The organism is Xanthomonas sp. WHRI 10204 (assembly GCF_040202875.1).
Lineage (GTDB): Bacteria > Pseudomonadota > Gammaproteobacteria > Xanthomonadales > Xanthomonadaceae > Xanthomonas.
Window position 1 is genome coordinate 188,728 of sequence record NZ_JBEGDW010000002.1, and the last position, 20,359, is coordinate 209,086.

Genomic DNA, 20,359 nt, shown 5'->3' on the forward strand with positions numbered 1-20,359 from the left:
GCGTGCCGACCGACGCACACAACGTCGCTGCATCGGAAAATCAAAGTACGCATATCAAATATGCGCGCGCCGCACGCAGCAGCTACTCGCGCAAGCACTGCCTGCGTCGCTGACCACACCGCATCGGCACTCTGCAGCAAGCCCATCACCATCTTGCGGCTGCACAGAATCCAACACCGCCGGTTCGATCGTCCGCCATCGCCGATGCAGCGCGATCCAACCGCGCCTGAATATCGAATGCGCGATGCGTACAGTTCCAATAGTTGAGGTCGCTAACGAACGAGGCGAGACACGATCGGGGTAGCAACGCCGCCCTCTCGAGGATCTGCTCCTGCCCCCGCATCCCTGCCCATGCCGGGATTCCCCAGCGCTCCGTTTCTCCGGATCACCGATCTCCCCTATGCACACCCTCTCCGATCTCCGCATTGGTCAACGCCTGTCCCTCGGCTTTCTCGCGATCATCGTCCTGATGGTGATCCTCACCGTGGTGGGCATCCAGCGCGTACGCAGCATCGATCGGCAATTGACTGCGATCAATGAAGTCAACAGCGTCAAGCAACGGTATGCGATCAACTTCCGCGGCAGTGTGCATGACCGCGCAATCGCCTTGCGCGATGTCGTGCTGATGGACGCGCCGGCCGACCGCCACGCGGCGGAGCAATTGATCGACAAACTCACCGCCGACTATGCGCGCTCCGCGCAGCCACTCGACACCATGATCGCCGCCTCGACCGACGCGCGGGAAAAAACGATTCTGCAGCAAATCAAATCCATCGAGCAGCGCACCCTGCCATTGATCGCACAGGTGCGCGCGTTCCGCGACGCATCGGACCGGTCGCATGCCGAGCAACGCCTGCTACAGGAAGCACGCCCGGCCTTCATCGATTGGCTGGCCAGCATCAATGCCTTCATCGATCTGCAAGAGCAGAAGAACCGCCAAGCCGCCAAGCAGGCCGTCGCCACCGCACGTGGCTTTGCCATGCTGATGGTGATCTCCACCGTGATCGCGCTAATGCTGGGGGCAACGATTGCTTTGCTGCTCACTCGCAGCGTGGTGCTGCCCCTGCGTCTGTCGCTGCAACTGGCCGAGCGCATCAGCGCGGGCGACCTCGGGACACCCGATACCGCGGCAAGCAAGGACGAATCCGGCCAGCTCCTGCGAGCCATGCAGCAGATGCAACGCCGCCTGCGCGATGTCATCTCGGCGCAGCGCACCATGGCAGCGCGTCACGACGCCGGCCAGATCAGCTATCGCACCGACGCGCAGCAGTTTCCTGGCGAGTACGCGCACATGGTGCAGGACACCAACGCGCTGGTGCACGCACAGGTACAGACCCAGTTGCGTATGACCGAGGTCATGGGCCGCTATGCAATCGGCGACCTCGCCCCGGAAATCGAGCACTACCCCGGCGAAAAAGCCGCCATCACCACCACCATGCAGCAGGTCAAACAAAACCTGCGCGCCATCAACGCACAGATCCACACACTGACCCAAGCCGCCTGCGCGGGCGACTTCGCGCTGCGCGGCCAACCGGAAAAGTTCGAGCACGACTTCCGCCTGATGGTGGAGAACCTCAACACCATGATGGCCACGGCAGACAGCAACCTGGCCAAGTTCTCGCAGCTGCTACGCGCCATCGCCGACGGCGACCTGACCATGCGCATGTCGGGTAACTTCCACGGCGTATTCGCTGCCATGCGCGACGATGCCAACAGCACCGTGCATCGCCTCACCGACATCGTCAGCCAGATACAAACAACCTCCAACAGTATTGGTTTTGCCGCCGAAGACATCGCCAGCGGCAATCAGGAACTGGCACGCCGCAGCGAACAACAGGCCGCCAATCTCGAAGAAACCGCAGCCTCGATGGAAGAGCTGACCTCCACCGTCAAGCAGAACGCCGAGCACGCCGGCCGCGCCAACCAGCTCGCACGCGGCGCCGCCACTATCGCCTCGGAAGGACGCGATGTGGTCAGCCAGGTGATCGATACCATGTCCGGCATCGAGGCCTCGTCCAGGCGCATCGCCGACATCATCTCGGTCATCGACGGCATCGCCTTCCAGACCAATATTCTTGCGCTCAATGCTGCCGTCGAAGCCGCACGCGCAGGCGAGCAAGGCCGCGGCTTTGCCGTCGTCGCCTCGGAGGTACGCACCCTCTCGCACCGTTCGTCCGATGCCGCCAAGGAAATCAAACGCCTGATCGACGACTCGGTACAGCGCGTGGCCGATGGCTCGGCCTTGGTGCACAAGGCCGGCACCACCATGGGCGAAGTCGTTACCAGCGTGCAGCACGTCACCGACATCATGGGCCACATCTCCGCCGCCTCGCAGGAACAGGCCGGCGGCATCGAACAGGTCAATCACACCATCGCCCAGATGGACGAAACCACCCAGCAAAACGTCCGCCTGGTCGAAGCCGCCAGCACCGCCGCGCGTGCGCTGGAGGACCATTCCGTGCAGCTGATCCGTGCTGTGGAAGTGTTTAAGGTCAAGGCTGCGGTGATCTGAGCCTTTGATGTGCTCTGATGGTCAACTATTTGTTGGCGGCGCTATCGCTCGCAGAAAGACTGCTTGCTGCCCTGACCTGCTCGACAACAAAAACGCCAGCGTTGTTTCGCCAGGTAGATCAGGCCGCGCCCATCGCAGACGCTTACAACGGCGTCTGAGGTAATTTTGCCGATGCACTGCCAAGAATGCGGCAACCGGCGACTGCGAGGCGGTGGCAGACCGCAATGAGCAATGGCTGGCTTCGCGATCTTCTTTGTATGAGGCTGGGTTTGCGGGGCGTAACTTTTCTGCAAGCACGTAACAAACTACCTACTGCACCCTTAGCGAAAAAAGCGTTTTAAACCTTGAACTTCAACCGCCTCCGTCGCCACCGGACGCGTCCGACATCACGTGCTGCTGAGAGCGCGCAGCAAGCGTCATCACTGGGCCCGTTGGGTTCTTGTCGATCTCTTCGCGCTCGCGCTGGAATTGCACCATCTCCTGCGCCCGTTGCTGATCCAACGCCTCCGTCTTCTGCAAGGTCTCATTGATGCCAGGCGATGGTGTGTTGAGTGCGACTTCCGAATGGAACCCCGGCGTTTTGCCAAAGACAAAGGCGACATCACCTTGGATGGTCACTTTCCGCAGTTCATCCGCGCGCTCAATCCCTGACTCTTTGACGGCATGCAGCACTTCGACCGTTTTCTCATCAGACGTGCCCTTCGGGAGCTGTGCCTGGATAGCGGAAAACAACGCGTAATCCCGATGATTAAAAGGAACTGCCTGTTGAGCGACATCTTGCGAGGGCCTCGCTTGCTCGACGCGACCCTCCTCTTGTTCACCTGCGCTTGAACGCGCAGTTGTCCCACCAAAGCTAGGCGATGACGCATAGGAGGACGACGTGCGCTCAGGCAAGACGATCTGTGCCGGCGCTTCGCTCTGCCTTGGGATTGCCGGCGACGAGGTCCGCATGGCCTCTTGCTGATCCGCCTGCAATCGAACAGCCGATGGCGCATCGTTCTGTGACGTGGCTACTCGGGCTTGCTGCTCACCGCCCTGCTCCACCGCCGCATTCACCGATGTTGGCTCTGTGGGCTTCAAAGCTTCTCGGCGCGTGTGTTGTGCCTGGGACAACGCTGCATCCATGTCTTGGCCGGCAATGCCCGTTGCCGGCAAACCTTGGTCTTGCTGGAACTGCCTTACCGCGTGTTCGGTCTCCGGACCGTAGTGCCCGTCTTGCGGCACGGCCTGCCCGTTTGGACCGCGCGCATCAACTTGCTGCAATCGATACTGCAAGAACTCGACCTCTTGCCCCCGATCGCCGAGGCGAAGCCCTTCCACGTCACTTGATGCCGGCTGCGTCGGTGCATTGGCCTGAGTAGACGCTTGAACGGGAGAGGTCGAAGCGAATGATGCTGATCCCACGCTCGGCGCAGACGCGCTCGCCATCGTTGGAACCAATGCCTCCGCCTTAGACTGGACCGGGAATGGCGTAGAGGGTGCAGCAACAACAGGTGTGTGGGTCTCTTGGGGTTCGCGTTGCGGGACAGGTTCGGGCTTCGGCTCAGCAGGCTTGGCGACCGGGCGCAGCTCTTCCTGCGCTTGCGCATTGACGGGGGCAGGCATCACGGCCGCGGCCGGCGTTGCCGTCTCCGCAACAGCAGGCTGCTCAGCAGCGCGTGCAACGTCTCGATCCCGCTGCGCATCAATGGCTGCCTGAGGCGCTTGGGTTTCATCCACACGGGGAGCGGTAACGGTCGTAGCCGCAAAGCTTGCGACCTGTTGCGCTTCTTGCGTGGACACACCTTGCCGATTGGCCTCGCGCAACGCTTGCTCGTAGGCATCGCGTTCTTGGGGCGATTGCGCATCAATGCGCAGCTCTGGTGCACTGGCCGAAGGCGGTTGTTCCTGCCGAAGCGACTGCACCTGGCCAAGCGCCTGATGGATATCGGCGGCGCTGGTGGTTGCTGCAACGCGCACCACACCGTCAGCGCCACGGCTCAGATGCTGGATGGGGCTGTCCACCGAGTATTGCCCGGTCGCATCATGCTCCAATGCCAGAGAACTGGTCGCTGCATCAATCCCGTTTGCCTCGCGCGTCTTCTGCACAGCGAGCTGGATCGCCCCTGCGGTCTGGGCATTGGGCGCAACGCCATAGGCGGCATAGGTCGCTTCGGTATTGGCCTGGTCTTGCTGCTGTGGCGTTGGCGTTTGCCTTGCCGGCATCTGTGCCATTGCCTGCGTGTGCTGCTCCAATGCCGGCTGCAGGCGTTCGCGCGTCGCGTTGAGTTCCAACGAAACATTGCCTTCGGCAGCAATGCCGTCATGCCGCCACTGGCCCTGCGTATCGCGCTGATACTGCTTGCCGTCCGATGCTTGCAGCGAATCCGGATTCAAGGCTGCTTGCACCGCAGCTGGCACGGGACCGAAATCGTCCCAGCCATTGCGCTGATGGGCAACTTGATAGGTTGCCGCAATTGCAGCTGGGCCACGGGCGATGTTGGCGTCTACCACCTGAGCTGCCTGCTGATCCAACGCAGCATTGCGCTCAGGACTTGCTGGATCCACTGTCCAGATGGGCCGATCGTTCCGATCAACTTCGTCGGCGATCATCCGTGACCACTGGCCACTTGACGGATCGTGCCGCCAATCCCGTGCGTAAAGATGCGCAGCATCTGCCTCACTGGATGGCTGCACATAAGGATTACTGGGTTGCACCTTGCCCAGCGCCTGCTCGGTCGCTTCGCCACTAGAGTGATAGTTCAGCTCGCGCGCCTTTTCAGGCAGTGCGAACATGGCCTCCTTCTGCGGCGCATCGACGCCATCGTTGGGCAGATCGGCTTTTTCTTGGCGAAGCCACTGGTTGCCGTTGAACTCCCAGCTCACACCCTCCTTGTCGGTCTGCGTATAGATCTGGCGGTTGTCCCAGAGCGTCACTGCCTTGTCGGCAGCAGCACCCAACAGATAACCATCGGCCACCACCAACGCGACGGGACCCGCACCGGTTGTGCCAACCACTGCAGCGGCAACAGCGCCTCCGGCCCAGCCGCCAGCGCCTCGGGCAGCAAAGTGCAACGCTTCTGAGCGCGCAGCGGTGAGGTTGTCTTGTGCCAACAGCGTACTCACGCGCTCGCCGGTCTGCACCGCATCGAAGGCACCTGCCGCAACTCCCACACCCGCCAGGCCGGCCGTCATGCCGGCACGACGCAGCCCCGGAATCTCAGGCTCCGGCACGGGTGCGCGCGCAGGCGGAGCACCTGGACGCACCAGTTCGTCGATGGTGGCGATGCCTTCCAGACGACTAGCGACTCCATCGCTTACCTTGAGCTCGGCGTGCTCTGCGAGCAATTGCTCCTGAATCGCAGCGTTGGAATTCGGGATTTCTCGCGCATGCTCCGGCAAATCACGGTGCCAATTAGCTTGTTGCTGCCAGCGCTCGCGTAGCTGCTGTGTAAAGGCAGGATCCTTGAACCACGCATTACGTGCCTGCTCCAGGACCTGTCCTGGTGGTCGTGCATCGGTGCGGCTGTCGTAGAGCTCTGCACCCTGGCGGTTAAAGATGCGGATTGGCGCGCTGGTCTGCGCGTGCACGGTGTCCAGACTGACCGGTAGCTTGGTGTAAATGTCCTCACGCGTACCTTCAGGCACATAGCGGCCGTAACCTTCTTGATCCAGTTGCCGAGAAAATCTGGCGTCAACACCATGCTCGCTCTCCAGCTTGTGCGCGGCCATGACGCGCACCTCGACGTCGTAGCCTCTGGACTGCAAATCTTTGATCAGGCTCGCGCTTGAGTCGCCCTTGCTGAGCGTGGTGTCGAAGATCAGGTTCTTCTTGCCTTCGATAGTGGTCTGCAGCAGTTCCTTGGCCCAGCGACTGGCATCGGGGTGGGTATAGTCGGACCAGGTATAAGGGTGGGCGTTGCGAAGGATTTCCACCTGGGGATGTGATTTACGCAATTCATCGGCATCAATCGAAACGGCATCCCTGCCTAGCTCATTATCTGCGATTCTTGCAAGGCCTCCCTTCCCAGAGCCAGGCTGACCCGCGAGGATGATTGCCTTTGGTTTTTCAAAAGATGACTTTGTCTCCAGCGCAGCATCATCGAGAATTTTCTGCTCAAATACTTTGCGATGCTCGGCGTCACTGAGGCGAGATTCCTCTTCATTCATATCAGAGACTCCTTATGGGCTTCCATGTAGTCCCAGATCTCATTTAAGTCTGACATGCCGCGATTTTTTGAACTCGCATGACGCGTAGCGCGCTCTTTTTCTTCCGCGTATCTTATCGCGCCAGGATCACCACTAGCTTGCGCTTTCTCGAGCTCCTCGCGGGCCTCGGATATAAAAGATTCCAACCTACCCTCAAGAGCCCAAATAGCGCCCTCAAACGGCATTAAATTATATGGCTTCTCGACATAAGCATCCAATACTTCCTGAACGCGCTCAATTAGATCCGGATAGTCCTTTAGTATTTCGCGCATCCTCTGCGGCACCGGAGGAGGAAGCAGCGAAATTTTCATGGATGGATTTTTGATTTTTACCATGTCAGCGGTTTCCCTATTAGAAGCGGATTACTGAGACGCAATAGGTACATCAGTATCCAGCATAAGCGCATCCTGCACAGGTTGCGCCCACGGCGTACGCCTGGGCTTATGCTTGACCTGCCGGGAAGCCCATTGCCTGACGGGATTCGGGAGCATCGCTCATCTACGGATCCTCCCACCATCCATGAGAATGATCGTGATTGAATATAGCGACACGCGTTGTTCAATCTTCGCTGCGCCTGGTGAATGATGCCAAGCTTAAGGCAGCAGTTGATGACTCTAACGTCTTCCCCCATCTCAACCATCGCGGCGATGACATCCGTTGACCAGATTCCCTTCGCTGCCGGGCCGCTATAAAGAACAGTCACACGACCTGAAGCATTTGCATCTACCTGTGCTGCGAGTGCGCGCAGATCTTCGCCTGAACGATATGCATCCGGTCGCTCCCTCAGTAAAGCAATGGCTTCTTCCGCACTCAATGCATTTTTCATATCACACAGCCTTCCGATATCTCGATCTTGGCATTGTAATCGGTATAATTTGAGTGAACCCCTCCAAATCCTTTATGTGCCGTCAGCGCCACGCCTAAGTCTTCAATGATTTGTGATGCTTCTGACTTGAGATGAGCCGGGAGGCCTTTCCCGCCATTGATCCAAATTAACATCCAACGAGACCAGCCAGCCCCTTTTCTTTCTCCTCCACTTTCAAGCATATCAAGTCGCAGCGTCAGCAATTCGCCACGCCAATAAAATTTCCAGTGCGCTTGATTACGAATTTCGGGCTCACTCCCCCCGCCATGCGCCACGTTTCGCAGATATATTTCACGCTCACGATCAATGACCCAATCTCTGGAGTTGGCTCCTCCAATCAGAAATTTACGATCAATCGATAAAATGTCGTATCTAGCAACATCATCTGGGGAAATAAACTCGCTTACGAATGCCATGGTGACACCCTACTTTATGACAGAATTAATCTTAGAAAATAAGTTATCATTGACTTCAAGAACGATGTGATAGTCCGTATTTCTGGAACGGACGCCAAAATCCTTGTATGTGAAAAGGCCTCTTTGAGTTCAGCCATGAATTGTTCCTTGTCAGCCTTGAGATGCTCAGGCAGTCCATCCCCACCATTGATCCACATCAGTCTCCAATGAGACCAACCGGGCTGACCTCGCGCACCTCCACCGTCGACCAAATCCAGTCTCAGCGTCAGGAGCTCGCCATGCCAATAAAATGAAAACTTCGTCTGGTTTCTGACTTCAATTTCGGTGCCGCCACCGTTTGCGACATTGCGCAAATACATGTCGCGATCACGATCAATTGTCCAGTCTCTTGCGTTGGTGCCACCGACTACGAAGTCTCTATCGATTGCCTCTAAGTCGTATTTCACAACATCCGGCTCAGGAATAAATTCATTTATAAATGGCATATCGATTTCCCAGCAATATTTCGAAATTTTTTCAGGTGCTAATTTTATGAGCCCGAGACGGCAGCAACTAGCCTCTTCACTTCGGCTTTGGGTAGTAGTCGTTTGGTGAAGTAGGCATCTTCGTAATACTTGATCTTCTCGCAAAGTACCGGGCTTGGGATGCCTTCATAGAGAAAAACCTCCTTGTCAAAGCCCATCGCCTTCAACTCTTGCGGCAGCATCAATGCGCGGCGTTGCTCGGTCTCAGAGTAGGACACACTGCTTTGCTTGCCGCTGGTGTGCGATTTGTTCTTCTTGCGCACCGTGGTGTAGCCGAGCATGTCCGAGTAGTCGTTGGCGTCTTGCTGCTCCCGTGGGGCGTAGACGATTTGCAAGGCATGGTTGGTGATGATGGTGCGCGAGACATCCTTGCCGTAAGTCGCGTCGAGCTGCGCCATGCTCTGGATGATCGGTAGCAGGCGGATGTTGTAGCCGGCCATGTAGCTCACTGCACTTGCAATGATGTCGACCCGGCCGATGGACGTGAACTCGTCCATCAATAGCAAGCACTGGTGTTTGAGCGCCGGGTTGTTCTGCGGCAGCTCTTTCGTGTTGAGGTTGATGAGCTGGCTAAACAGCAGATTGATCAACAGGCGGCTTTCGGCCAGCTTGTTCGGCTGAATTCCGATGTAGATGCTCATCTTCTTCTTGCGCACATCGGTCAGCAAAAAATCGTTGTCGCTGGTTGATGCATCCAGGATCGGGTTGATGAACTGGTTGAGCGGCTCTTTGAACGTGCCCATGATCGAGGCGAAGGTTTCTTCGGCTTGCGAGAGCAAGTTATCGAACGCCGTCTTGGCGTCGCGGCCCAGGAAGTCGCGCTGAGAGAGCTTTTTAAGATAGCCCTTCAAGTCGCTTCCATCGCCAGACGACACGCGATAAAGCATGCCAAGGGTTGGGAACATCCAGGTCTCTTTCGGATGCTTGCGCTTGATCTGATCGTCCAGGCTATCGAACAGATAGAGCGTCAATGCCATGAAGGCGTTGCGCGCTTGGCTCACCCAGAACTTCTGCGCGTCGGAGCCATCCGGGTAGAGCATCGCCGCCACACTCATCAGGTCAGAGACGCGAAACGCGGGATCCGGTGAAATGTAGCTGAGCGGGTTCCAACGGTGGGTCCGCCCGTCCTCGGCAAAGGGATTGAACAAGAAAACCTCTTGGCCCTGACTCTTGCGCCAGCCGGACGTGAGGTCGAAATTCTCCTGCTTGATATCCAGGACCACTACCGAGCCTTGGTAGTCGAGCAAATTGGGAATGACGATGCCCACCCCCTTGCCCGAGCGCGTCGGCGCGGCCAGGATCACAAACTGCTGACCAGGCAGACGCACCAACTTACCACCGTGCTTGCCGACCACAATGCCGGTTGGCGACGGTTTGAGCATGTCCTTCTTGGCCAGATCACTGCCGGAAGCTAAGCGTGCGTCGCCATGCAAGGCAGCGGCTTTCGGTTTGAATAGCGGGATCAGCAGTGCGATCCAGGCCAGGAGCGGCACCCCGAAGCCGAGGAAGCCAGCCAGCTTGATCTTGCTGGCATAGGGCGCGAACTGCGGGAGGTCGAGCGCTTTGAAATATGACCAGTAGGTGCCGACGTTAAGCGGCCCAGCCACCTTCAACAGCATCAAAATCAACTGACCGGAAAGGTAGACCCCTGCGATAAGGGCAAGGAGCAAGAGCGCGATGGCGGCGCTGAGCTTGATCTTGCCGGTCATGACGCGCTGCCTTCCATCTGTGATCCCTGGCTTGTTTGAGACGACCGTCCGCTCGCAAGATTACAGGATCAGGCCACCTGCTCAGATCGGATGGGCATTGGCATCTGCGTAGGAATTGTCTGATCTGCAGGCACGCTAAGAATGAGATCTCCGACGCTCCTTGCCTGTTACTTTATCAGCAACATGGTTCCGCTCGCCAATCAACCGGGATTGCTGACCCACCCCCACAAAGCTTGCGGACTAAACAGCGTTCGGGTGGACGGGACAGAGGTATGTCCGAAGCGATTGCTGGGCTCTGTGACCCGTAATGCTGCGTTTTCGGACAAGTGCTTGCCTAACGCTCGCGTCGCTGCGCGTGGAAAGCACACAGCCATCGGGATGGCTGGGCTGTGACAACACATTGCTCGACTTAGGTCTGGCCTTCGGCTTCTTTCAATCCGTGCCAAGCCAAAATCTCGTCGATGCGCCGTGCAACGAACTCAGCGTCCTTTGATGTGATTGCTCTCGCTTCAATGAGCTGCGCCATACCCGCGAACGCGCGCAAGAAATGGCTTCGATCAGGACTCGAAGCCCGCAGTGCTGGCACTGCATCGTCCAGATGATTGAGGTGGATGCGCAACTCGGCTCTGTCCATTGCATTGAGTATCGACAGCACTGTCGCATCGCATGAGACGTCCCTCACCGGACGGGTGAAGAAGCTCCATGTTGGCGGGCCAATAACACAAGGAGCTAGATGCCTGTCGAGTCGCGGCTGCGGCTGGACTCACCTGCAACATTCGGCACAGCGACCGCCAGCCGTCGAGACGCAGGCACCTGTTGTATCCAAGGTGTGTGCCGGTAAGACGCTGCTCACGCCTCCCGCAGAGTGAGCAACCTTCGGTCTTGCGTCCAGCAGAGTCAGATTAGGCCTCAGCAGACTCAAACGCCGTAAGCATCACGTCTCCCGTGCTGTCAGGAGGTGATGAAACAGCCGTTATCCGAGCCGAGGGAAACTGTCCTGCACCCGTGTTCGACAAGCGCATGGAACCTGATTTCCCTGTGCTGAGCTAGCCCTTCATGAGCGCTTAGGCCTAAGTCGGCGCGACCCATCGTGCAAACAACCGGCCGCAGGCTTAGTGCCACAGTCGGCATGCTCAACGAAGCCCAATGGTGCCACTGATGCGCTGGGTCACGGAATCCCAGTCGGCTTGGTCACGCATTGCCATTCCCGGGCGCACTGAGCAATTGACTCGCCTCAGGGCCAGGCATATGCGTCGACGCTATCGCCTACATCTTCAAAGGGTCTCAGGAAACCAAAAGAGCGCCCTTGATCTCCAGGTGTGCCTAGACGCAAGGACTGCGCGAACGGCTGCGGTTCTCGTCGCCACTGGGACGGATGGATGCGCTTCACACGCATGCAATCTCGCCACCCAGCCGAATGCTAGGAAACCCATGGAGAAGGTTTGTATGAGCGCGACCGAAACGCACGCCGTCTTAGGCAGCATCCCCAGAGCACCACGTCAGATCGTCAATCAGCCGATCGCCAATCTCGCCGCCGATAAGGCCGCGTTGCAGGCGTTAGTCCAAGCGGCCGTCAATGTAGAGCTGTTCACCGTCCCGCTCTATATGTGCACGATGAAGTCGATACAAGGCACGCATGCGATCAATGCCAATGGCATTTCCTACTACAAGGGCCGCCGCTGGCCGGGCATGGCCACCGGGACACTGCCATTGGGCGCTCCACCGGAGAAGACCGCACCGCAGCGCGCCTACAACCTGCTGTTCTCGGTCTTCATCGACGAGATGCTGCATCTTCAAATGGCTGCCAACCTGTGTGGCGCGGTCGGTGTCACCCCGAGCTTCAACAGCCCGCTGCTGCAGGACGCCAACTACAACTGGATCTGCTACGGCCCCACGCAAACCGTCATTCCGCACATCATCGATCTGCAAGACCTGGAAGAAGGCACGGTGGGCAGCGGGCTGACGGTCGACCTTGCAGGACTGACAGACGCGCAAGTGGCGCTGTTCACGGTGATCGAGGAAAACCACGACACCGCACGTGCCAAGATCAAGCCATCGGTGCTGGAAACAGCCTACTTCCCGACCGTGCCGTTCAACGGCTGGACTGCGACAGATACGGAAGTGGATCTGCCGAAATTCGGCACCATTGGCTGGATGTATTTTTGCATCTTCCAATACATCACGCTCAAATACGAAGACAACCAGACCTTGTGGGAAAAGGTGTTTGCCGGCCCAACAGGTCAACGCGATTTGTTCAATGGCGTCACCGACAAGATCCAAAAAGAATACCCGCAGCTCAACACCCAGATCACCGAAACCCATCCCCTGGCTGCGGCAGCGCAGGCCATCTACATGATGTATGCCATCTGCGATCAAGGCGAAGGCGGGATCGACTGGCAGACCACCAGCGCGTTCCTGGGCATGATCCACGAGCGCGCACTGGAAACGGGAGCCACGCTTGTGACCCTCAACAGCGTGATCGTGCAGTTCCAGCCCGACGAGGCGGCGTTGGCCAACAACTATCCGTCCTACACCGACGCGGGCGACCCCGCGCCCTCGGCAGATGCAGCCGCGCGATCGAGCAATGGCGGACAGGATCATTACGAGCGCTTCGAGGAGCTGCTTGGTCTGGTCGATCAGGTGGAGACGTGGAGTGAGTGGCACGCAGTCTCCGGCAACGTCTGGACAGAGGCGTTGCTCACCAGTGCCGATTTCGACCCTGCCACGGCACCGACCAGCATTCCCAAGCCGTCCGAAGTAGCGACTGCGCTCAACAACTTGAAGCTGGTCGATCCGGTCGGATTGGACAACGTCGCACAAGGCTCACTGGCCGGCATCACCACCGTGCTAACCAAATCCTGGGGCGATCTATCCGTGCAGTTCCCGTTCCCCTCCATGGTTGGGTCGGGTGACCGCATGGGGTTGTATTGGGCCGTCTACGGCAGCGCGCCGACCTTGCGGCAAGGAGTTGCGCCAGAACCCACGAGCGCTTTGCAACACGCCTGCCAGGGCCTGGCACTGGATGCATCCGGCGGCAACTGTGCGGCACCCGCCATCTATCACAGCTGCAAAGGCTCCAACACCTGCGCCACCCAAGGAGGCTGCGGCTTTGCTCATGGGGTGAGTGGAGGTGGCAATTGTTCGCAGTCGCTCGGAGGACGCGGCGGGTGTGGCCAATCTGCGCCGCGTGCTTCGGCGGTAGGTGGCACTTGCGGCCTGCCGGACTTCTTCAGCGCGCCCGCAGACAACAAATGCGGAGGATTGGGTGGATGCGCCGTGCCCATCTCCGCCTCGCAGTTGTATCCCACCGCCGGCACGATGGAGCTGTTCGATTTCACCGGTTCGGACAACACGCCCACGCCGATAGCGAAACTGCCCTTCGCTGTAGGCGACTCTGTCTATGACATCGCATGGCAAGCTTTCGAACAAGTGATGGCGAACCGCAAATTGCCGCTTGGCACCAAACCCAATCCAACCGATCTGCGTATCGCCCTGCCTCCGTCCACCTGACGGGCTGCCAAGGTGATGCACTCAGGCCTTACCCAAGTACGATCTCCCCACGACGCAGCGGAAGAAGGTGCTCCGCTGCCACGCCTGGGGCTGCCCAATCTTGGATTCGGTGTCGGGCTCCGTCCGCAGCATCTCCCGGCCATCCTGGCCGGGGGAGCGCGGGTGGATTGGTTCGAAATCATTTCCGAGAACTATCTCGATGACGCCGGCTACCAGCGCGCCATGTTGAGCAAGCTGGTGGCCGAGATCCCCATCGTCATGCATGGCGTCAGCTTGTTGATCGGCTCGGACACACCGCTCGACACCGCTTACCTGCACAAGCTCAAACGGTTGGCGGAAGACATCAATGCCGTCTGGGTGTCCGATCATCTGTGCTGGACCGGACTCGGTTCGCACAACTCGCACGACCTCCTCCCCCTGCCCTTCAATGCAGAGTCGCTCGCTCACGTACGCGATCGCGTCCTGCGTGTGCAGGACGTGCTGGGCAGAGCGCTGATGCTGGAAAATCCGTCGAGCTACCTGCAGTTTCAGACATCGACCATGCCGGAGTGGGAATTCCTGGCGCGCCTGGCCGAAAGCACCGGCTGCGGCATCTTGCTGGACGTCAACAACGTCTATGTGAGTGCTCACAACCACCGTTTCGACCCCGAAGTGTATTTGCGTGCCTTGCCGCACCGGCAAGTGGTGCAGCTCCATCTGGCAGGACCGACCCAATATGGCGACTGTCTGGTCGACACGCATGACCAACCCGTGCCTGGCCGCGTCTGGGAGTTGTATGCACTGGCGCAACAATTGACCGGTGGCGTGTCGACGTTGCTGGAATGGGATGCCAACCTCCCCGATTACGCCGACCTCCTGGACGAATTGAACAAGGCGCGCCAAGTGATGGCGGGCAACATGCCTGCCACGTTGCCTCTCGCCGTGGCCGAGCATGCGCTTTCCGCGCCCCTCCACCATCCGCAGGCGGAACCTCTGGATGTTTAGCTCCTCAACAGGCGCTCCCGTCGAGACACCACTTGGCGACGTGCAGCGCTGGATGCTGACGGCAACCACGCATCCAGCGGGGCTAAGAGAAGGCCTCAGGGCTGCGCATGCCGGTCAGGGCCTGGATATCCACACGCTGGTTGCCTCGCCCGCTGGTGTCGACCCACGCGCGCGCCTGGCGATTTATGCCAACGGGTATTGGCTCAGGCTGATCGAATGCCTGCAGGCCGAGTATCCAGCGCTGTCACGTCTGCTCGGCCCGGACCTCTTTGGATTCTTTGCCCGTGCGTATCTGAGTGAGCATCCGTCAAGGTCACCCACCTTGCATGCGCTGGGCGCACGCTTTCCCCGCTTTCTCCGCATCTCGCAACGGGCTCGCCTTGGACAACACCGCCAGCGCTTCCCTCTCGAGCTGGCGTGGGTCGAGCGCGCACTGTCCGAGGCCAGTCGCGCGCAGGGCCTGGAAGAGGCAGTCATCGATCCACGAATGGATGCAGCGGCACTGGCGCTTGGGTGGCCCTGCGTCGTGCACCTTCCCGCAACCACCAGGTTGTCCATCGTGTCGCACACCTCGGAGAGTTTTCGCGACTGGCTGTCGGGCGCAAGCCCGAGTGAGCCCCCGACTGCTGGCCGGACGTTCCTGGTCGTTCGGCGACACCGCTACCGGGTGGGGATTGAGCCGATGGCCGACTGGCAATTCTTCGCCTTGCGCCACGCCGCGCGTCGACCACGCACGCTTCTCTCATGCGCGCAGGCGGCAGCACGTCGCACCGGAATAGCAGCAGGCGAGCTGCAGGCGCTCCTCGCCTTGTGGCTACCCACCGCCCAGGCATCAAGCATGGCCTTGCTGGCGTCTCCATAGCCACCCGCACCTCCACAGAAACGCACGCACGCCCACCAACCGACCAGGATCACCACCGTGACTGACATCACCACACCAGTGTTGGACGCGCACTACCGACGCAGCTTTGGCGCGATGGCCGGATATCTTCCGCAGGATCGCAGTGGGCTGGCCACATGGCATGCCGCCATTCGGGAGAAGGCCGCAACGTTGAGCAACGCGCGGGGGCCTGCCTACGCCAACCAGGCGGTGCAGGATCTGGCCAACCTGATCGATACCAACGGCATCGTGCGCATGTATGTCACCGAGGCCATCGACCAAACCAGCGCTTTTACAAAAAACATTGCCTCCATCCAGGACATGCTGGCCCAGCTCGATGTCATCTGCACCACGGCGCCCGAATACAACGTCGACAAGAACGCTCGGGTGCTGTTCCCGATGTCCGCGCTGTTTGTCGACATGATGGCAACGCCGGCGGGCAAGGCCCTCTTCCGCCTCGATGCGTTCAATGAGGCGCTTAGGACCATTTTGAAAGCATGGTCCAACTATCTCAACAGCCCGGCCAGCTGCTGGGTGCTGAACCGGGACGCCAACAAAGGCTGGCTAGGCACCGCCGCCATCCACGAATTCAAACTCGCCGACTTTGTCATCAACTGGGACGCCGAACACGGTGGCTTCCAGTCCTACAACGCCTTCTTTCATCGCGAAATTCAGGCCAGCTGTCGCCCACTTGCAGGAGAAGGCGACGCCAACATCATCACTTCACCCAACGATGGCACGGTCTATCGCATCGCCACCAATGTGCAGCAAAGCGCGGTGTTCTGGATCAAGGAGCAGAACTACTCGCTGCAAGACATGCTCGCCAATCCAGGCCAAGACGTATTGCAGCGTTTTGTGGGAGGCACGGTGGTGCAAATCTTCCTGAGCGGCGCGGACTATCACCGCTGGCACGCGCCCGTGGACGGAGTAGTCACCTATGAGGATGTCGACGGACTGCTTTTCAGCGAGAACGAAGACAACAGCTTCGATCCCGATGCAGGTGTGACATCGCAGGTCTATGGAGCGGCGGTCAACAACCGCGGCATCGTCTCCATCGCTGCCGACGATGCGCGCCTTGGCACCGTATTCGTGATACCGATCGGCATCACGGAAATTTCTTCGCTGACACAGACCGCGGCTAATGGCCAGCACGTCAGCAAAGGCGATGAGCTTGGCTATTTCAACTACGGCGGCTCAACGCTGTGCTTAGTGTTCGAGAAAAATGTGCAGCTGGATTTCGGCACCCTGCAAAGTGGTCAAACCATTGAGGTCAACGCGCAGCTTGCAAAATTGAACACGCCTGGCGGACGGTGAGTTTAAGAGCCCAATGCATGCCGACACCCCCTCACGCAACCGTATTCAATTTTCCGTCGCGGTCGTAAAACCGCGCTCGATTAGGCACATTATTCTTATTCAATTGGCCGCACGGGCAACGTCTCACTGCCTCCGACAGTCGCCCGCCACGCCCTCCCCTCGCTTTCACGGACATCATGGGTCTATACCGCCTCAATGCGTCCCAGTTGCGGCTTAATCACGCCCCGCAGACCTTGCGGAAGGTTCCCCTCGCTTGGGTGGCCCATGCTAACGCGCTAGACTTGGACGCTTTCATTCGCAATATGGAGGCCACGAGACGCTATCGTGAAGGTATTCCCCCTGATTCTTTTCTGTGGTGCGGCAACGGCCACAGACACAATCCATGCTCAAGAAGCACCCAACACTCAGGTTGAACCGTTTGTCGATGTGGGTGGCGCCGTCCGGTTCAACTATGGCTGGCTGGACTACGGCCCCACAAGCCGCTTGCAACTTGAACTGCTCCGCGCAGATGTCAAAGCCGGAGCTGGACCCCTGTTCCTCTCGGCCCAGTATCGTTGGTATGACGGTTTCGACGCCGTCCACCATGCCTACGCTGGATGGAATTTCAACGACGCAACGCAGCTTAAAGCAGGCATCCAGCAGGTCCCTTTCGGACTCTTGCCTACCGTCTCTCAGAGCTTTTGGTTTGGCTCAGGCTACTACCTTGGCATTGAAGACGATTACGATCCGGGTGTGACGTTTAGCCATAAAAGTGGCGACCATCACTGGATAGCCGGCTGGTTCTCAGGGGATGAATACGGAAGCGGATCTCGCTACGACCGCTACTCCTTTGATGTGGCACAGACCGCTGATTTGCCCTACAAGGAACGGGAGCGTGTTCATTTCCGATACGAACATACGAGCTTCTTGAATGCCGGTGAGCTGCTGCTCGGGGCCTCTGCATTCAGCGGTCAGGTTCAGAACACCACCACCCGCCGTCACTATGGTCACCAGGGTGCGGCGCTGCATGCCCAGTGGAAACGGGATGGCTGGACGACTCAGCTGCAATGGGCTCGCTACCGTTACAGCGTGCCGGGCGAACGAATTGCGATGTCAGCGTTCCTTGCCCCGTTCGAGATTGCGTCAGAAGCCGATGTGCCCAGTGTCAACCTGGCTTACTCATTCGGCGAAAAGCATTGGCTTGATGACATCACCTGCTACAACAACCTCAGCATGACCCTCCCGGCCGGGCGCAGTCAGGGCGTGAGGGAGTCATGGCAAAACGTCACCGGATGCAGCCTACAAAAGGGGATCATGTTGACCTACGTGGACTGGATTGCCGGCAAGAACATGTGGTTTGCAGGCGGCGACGGCATCGGAATCAACGACGGCGGTCCATCCCACTGGCATAGCCGGCTGAACCTCAACATCGGGTTCTATTTCTAAGCGCAAGCCGCATTTTCGCTTCAACGATCATCAAACGGAGGAACTTATGCAGAGCTCAGCTCCGCCATCCACTCCTGTTCGCCAGCGCATCCTGCCGCAGGTGTTCATTCCTACTGCGGCCATCGTGCTTTTACTGTTGGCGCTATCCATCTTCGTTCCAGAAAAAGCAACGACTTGGTTCACAGCAGCCAAAAACTGGACCGCCAACGACGCAGGCTGGTTCACCATCCTATCGGTCGCAGGCTTCCTGGTCTTTGTGGTGGGTGTCGCGATCAGTGGTTACGGGCGGATCAAGCTCGGCCCAGACCACAGCCGCCCTGATTACAGCTATGCCTCATGGTTTGCCATGCTCTTTGCCGCAGGCATGGGCATCGGCCTGATGTTCTTCGGCGTAGCTGAGCCGATCATGCACTACGCCACTCCGCCGACAGGCACGCCCGAGTCTGCCGAGGCGGCTCGTCAGGCGATGCGTATCACCTTCTTCCATTGGGGCGTGCACGCCTGGGCCATCTACGCGGTTGTTGCGTTGGCGCTGGCCTACTTTGCCTATCGCCACAACCTGCCCCTGCGGGTGCGATCGGCTCTCTACCCGCTCATTGGAGAACGCATCCACGGACCTATCGGCCACGCGGTCGATACGTTTGCTGCCCTTGGCACCATCTTTGGCCTAGCCACCTCGCTTGGCCTCGGGGTCATGCAGATCAACTCCGGACTGAATTACCTGTTCGGCCTGGAAGTAAGCACCCTCGTGCAGGTGTCGTTGATCGGCATCATCATCCTGGTGGCGACAGGGTCTGTGGTCGCGGGGCTCGACAGCGGTGTCCGTCGCCTGTCTGAGATCAACATGATCATGGCCGTCGCACTGCTTGCATTCGTGCTTGTCTGTGGCCCCACCGTCCACTTGATGCAGGCATTTGTACAGAACACCGGCATGTATGCCTCTCAGCTTTTCTCAATGACATTCAACCTGTATGCCTATGAGCCAAGCGGCTGGCTTGGCGGCTGGACCTTGTTCTATTGGGGCTGGTGGATTGCGTGGTCGCCCTTCGTTGGCATGTTCATCGCCCGTATTTCGCGAGGCCGCACGGTGCGTGAATTTGTGGTTGGCGTCTTGCTCGTGCCGATCGGGTTTACGTTTCTTTGGATGACGATCTATGGCAACTCCGCCTTGTTCATGGTGCGCTCCGAAGGTGTTCAAGAGCTCGTGAAGGCGGTTTCGGATGACAGCTCGATGGCGTTGTTTGAGTTCCTGCGCCACCTCCCGCTGACGATGTTCACCTCCTCGCTTGCGGTTGTGCTCGTCGCGCTGTTCTTTGTCACATCCGCTGACTCCGGCGCGTTGGTGATCGACATGCTGACTTCCAAGGGTGAGGAGGAATCGCCGGTCTGGCAACGCATTTTCTGGGCGCTTCTGGTCGGCGGCATTGCCGTTGCCCTGCTAATTGCAGGCGGCCTTGAATCACTCCAAGCTGCGACCATCGCTAGCGCCCTTCCCTTCACTATCGTCATGATCTTGATGTGTTGGGGACTACTAAAAGCCATGCATCTGGACGCAACGAAGCGCTCAATCTCTCGTGATGCACGATTGCTTCCAGGCACCAGCGAGGACTGGCGCGCCAGGCTCAAGCTGCTCGCGCACAACCCCGTCAAGATGGAGGTGGTTGCCTTTATCAAAGATCAGGTGCTGCCCGCACTCCAAGAGGTTGCGGTGGAGCTGCGCAAGCAGGATCTTCCGGTTGAAGTCACCGAAGGAGAAGATGGGCGAGCTTGGCTTCGCGTAGGCCATGGCGAAGAAATGGACTTCTTCTACTCCGTGCGTCCTCAGCCTTACGAACCGCCCACCTTCGCGTTGCAGGATCCACGCCGCCCCGTGAGCGAGGGCACCCGTCACTACCGGGCTGAGGTCTACCTGCGCGAGGGCGGACAGGACTACGACGTCATGGGTTGGCCAAAAGTGCAATTGATCCATGATGTGCTCGACCAATACGAGCGCCACCGCCAGTTCCTGGATCACGTTCGCTGATCAATGTCC

14 protein-coding genes are annotated in these 20,359 nt (G+C 58.8%); 8 read left to right on the top strand and 6 right to left on the bottom strand.

The window, feature by feature from the left end:
• The first annotated feature begins 400 nt into the window (after window positions 1-400).
• The gene (locus ABQZ00_RS11550) at window positions 401-2,512 is read left to right on the top strand and encodes a methyl-accepting chemotaxis protein (protein WP_323538274.1); all 2,112 of its coding nucleotides are present in this window, start codon (window positions 401-403) and stop codon (window positions 2,510-2,512) included.
• A 17-nt stretch (window positions 2,513-2,529) separates the two neighbouring features.
• The gene (locus ABQZ00_RS11555) at window positions 2,530-2,670 is read left to right on the top strand and encodes a hypothetical protein (protein ID WP_323538273.1); all 141 of its coding nucleotides are present in this window, start codon (window positions 2,530-2,532) and stop codon (window positions 2,668-2,670) included.
• 193 nt (window positions 2,671-2,863) lie between these two features.
• Here the strand turns inward: ABQZ00_RS11555 and ABQZ00_RS11560 are convergent, their stop codons facing one another.
• From ABQZ00_RS11560 to ABQZ00_RS11585, 6 genes are all read right to left on the bottom strand, one after another.
• Complete coding sequence (locus ABQZ00_RS11560) at window positions 2,864-6,661, bottom strand: zeta toxin family protein (protein WP_323538272.1); 3,798 nt, start codon at window positions 6,659-6,661, stop codon at window positions 2,864-2,866.
• Entirely contained in the window at window positions 6,658-7,035 is a 378-nt protein-coding gene (locus ABQZ00_RS11565) for a hypothetical protein (RefSeq protein WP_323538271.1), read from the bottom strand. The genes ABQZ00_RS11560 and ABQZ00_RS11565 overlap by 4 nt, the downstream gene beginning before the upstream one ends.
• A gap of 487 nt (window positions 7,036-7,522) precedes the next feature.
• Complete coding sequence (locus tag ABQZ00_RS11570) at window positions 7,523-7,981, bottom strand: hypothetical protein (protein WP_323538270.1); 459 nt, start codon at window positions 7,979-7,981, stop codon at window positions 7,523-7,525.
• A gap of 14 nt (window positions 7,982-7,995) precedes the next feature.
• The gene (locus ABQZ00_RS11575) at window positions 7,996-8,466 is read right to left on the bottom strand and encodes a hypothetical protein (RefSeq protein WP_323538269.1); all 471 of its coding nucleotides are present in this window, start codon (window positions 8,464-8,466) and stop codon (window positions 7,996-7,998) included.
• A gap of 44 nt (window positions 8,467-8,510) precedes the next feature.
• Window positions 8,511-10,214, bottom strand: coding sequence for a type IV secretory system conjugative DNA transfer family protein (locus ABQZ00_RS11580; protein WP_323538268.1), 1,704 nt, complete (start codon window positions 10,212-10,214; stop codon window positions 8,511-8,513).
• Window positions 10,215-10,623: 409 nt separating this feature from the next.
• Window positions 10,624-10,848 carry a hypothetical protein gene (locus ABQZ00_RS11585; protein WP_115512005.1) on the bottom strand — a complete coding sequence of 75 codons (225 nt, stop codon included), beginning with the start codon at window positions 10,846-10,848 and terminating at the stop codon, window positions 10,624-10,626.
• A 512-nt stretch (window positions 10,849-11,360) separates the two neighbouring features.
• Between ABQZ00_RS11585 and ABQZ00_RS11590 the strand changes: the two genes are divergently transcribed.
• The 6 genes from ABQZ00_RS11590 to ABQZ00_RS11615 all read left to right on the top strand — a co-directional run bounded on the left by ABQZ00_RS11590 (window position 11,361) and on the right by ABQZ00_RS11615 (window position 20,350).
• Complete coding sequence (locus ABQZ00_RS11590) at window positions 11,361-13,724, top strand: ferritin-like domain-containing protein (protein ID WP_323538267.1); 2,364 nt, start codon at window positions 11,361-11,363, stop codon at window positions 13,722-13,724.
• 15 nt (window positions 13,725-13,739) lie between these two features.
• Window positions 13,740-14,708 (top strand): MNIO family bufferin maturase, encoded by a 969-nt coding sequence (bufB, locus tag ABQZ00_RS11595; protein ID WP_323538266.1) that lies wholly within the window; start codon window positions 13,740-13,742, stop codon window positions 14,706-14,708.
• A complete protein-coding gene (locus tag ABQZ00_RS11600) occupies window positions 14,701-15,570 on the top strand; it encodes an HvfC/BufC family peptide modification chaperone (RefSeq protein WP_323538265.1) in 870 nt (289 codons plus the stop codon). The genes bufB and ABQZ00_RS11600 overlap by 8 nt, the downstream gene beginning before the upstream one ends.
• A gap of 57 nt (window positions 15,571-15,627) precedes the next feature.
• Window positions 15,628-16,902 carry a phophatidylserine decarboxylase associated domain-containing protein gene (locus tag ABQZ00_RS11605; protein ID WP_323538264.1) on the top strand — a complete coding sequence of 425 codons (1,275 nt, stop codon included), beginning with the start codon at window positions 15,628-15,630 and terminating at the stop codon, window positions 16,900-16,902.
• A gap of 324 nt (window positions 16,903-17,226) precedes the next feature.
• The gene (locus ABQZ00_RS11610; protein ID WP_323538263.1) at window positions 17,227-18,327 is read left to right on the top strand and encodes a hypothetical protein; all 1,101 of its coding nucleotides are present in this window, start codon (window positions 17,227-17,229) and stop codon (window positions 18,325-18,327) included.
• A 46-nt stretch (window positions 18,328-18,373) separates the two neighbouring features.
• A complete protein-coding gene (locus ABQZ00_RS11615) occupies window positions 18,374-20,350 on the top strand; it encodes a BCCT family transporter (RefSeq protein ID WP_323522124.1) in 1,977 nt (658 codons plus the stop codon).
• The last annotated feature ends 9 nt before the right edge of the window (window positions 20,351-20,359 follow it).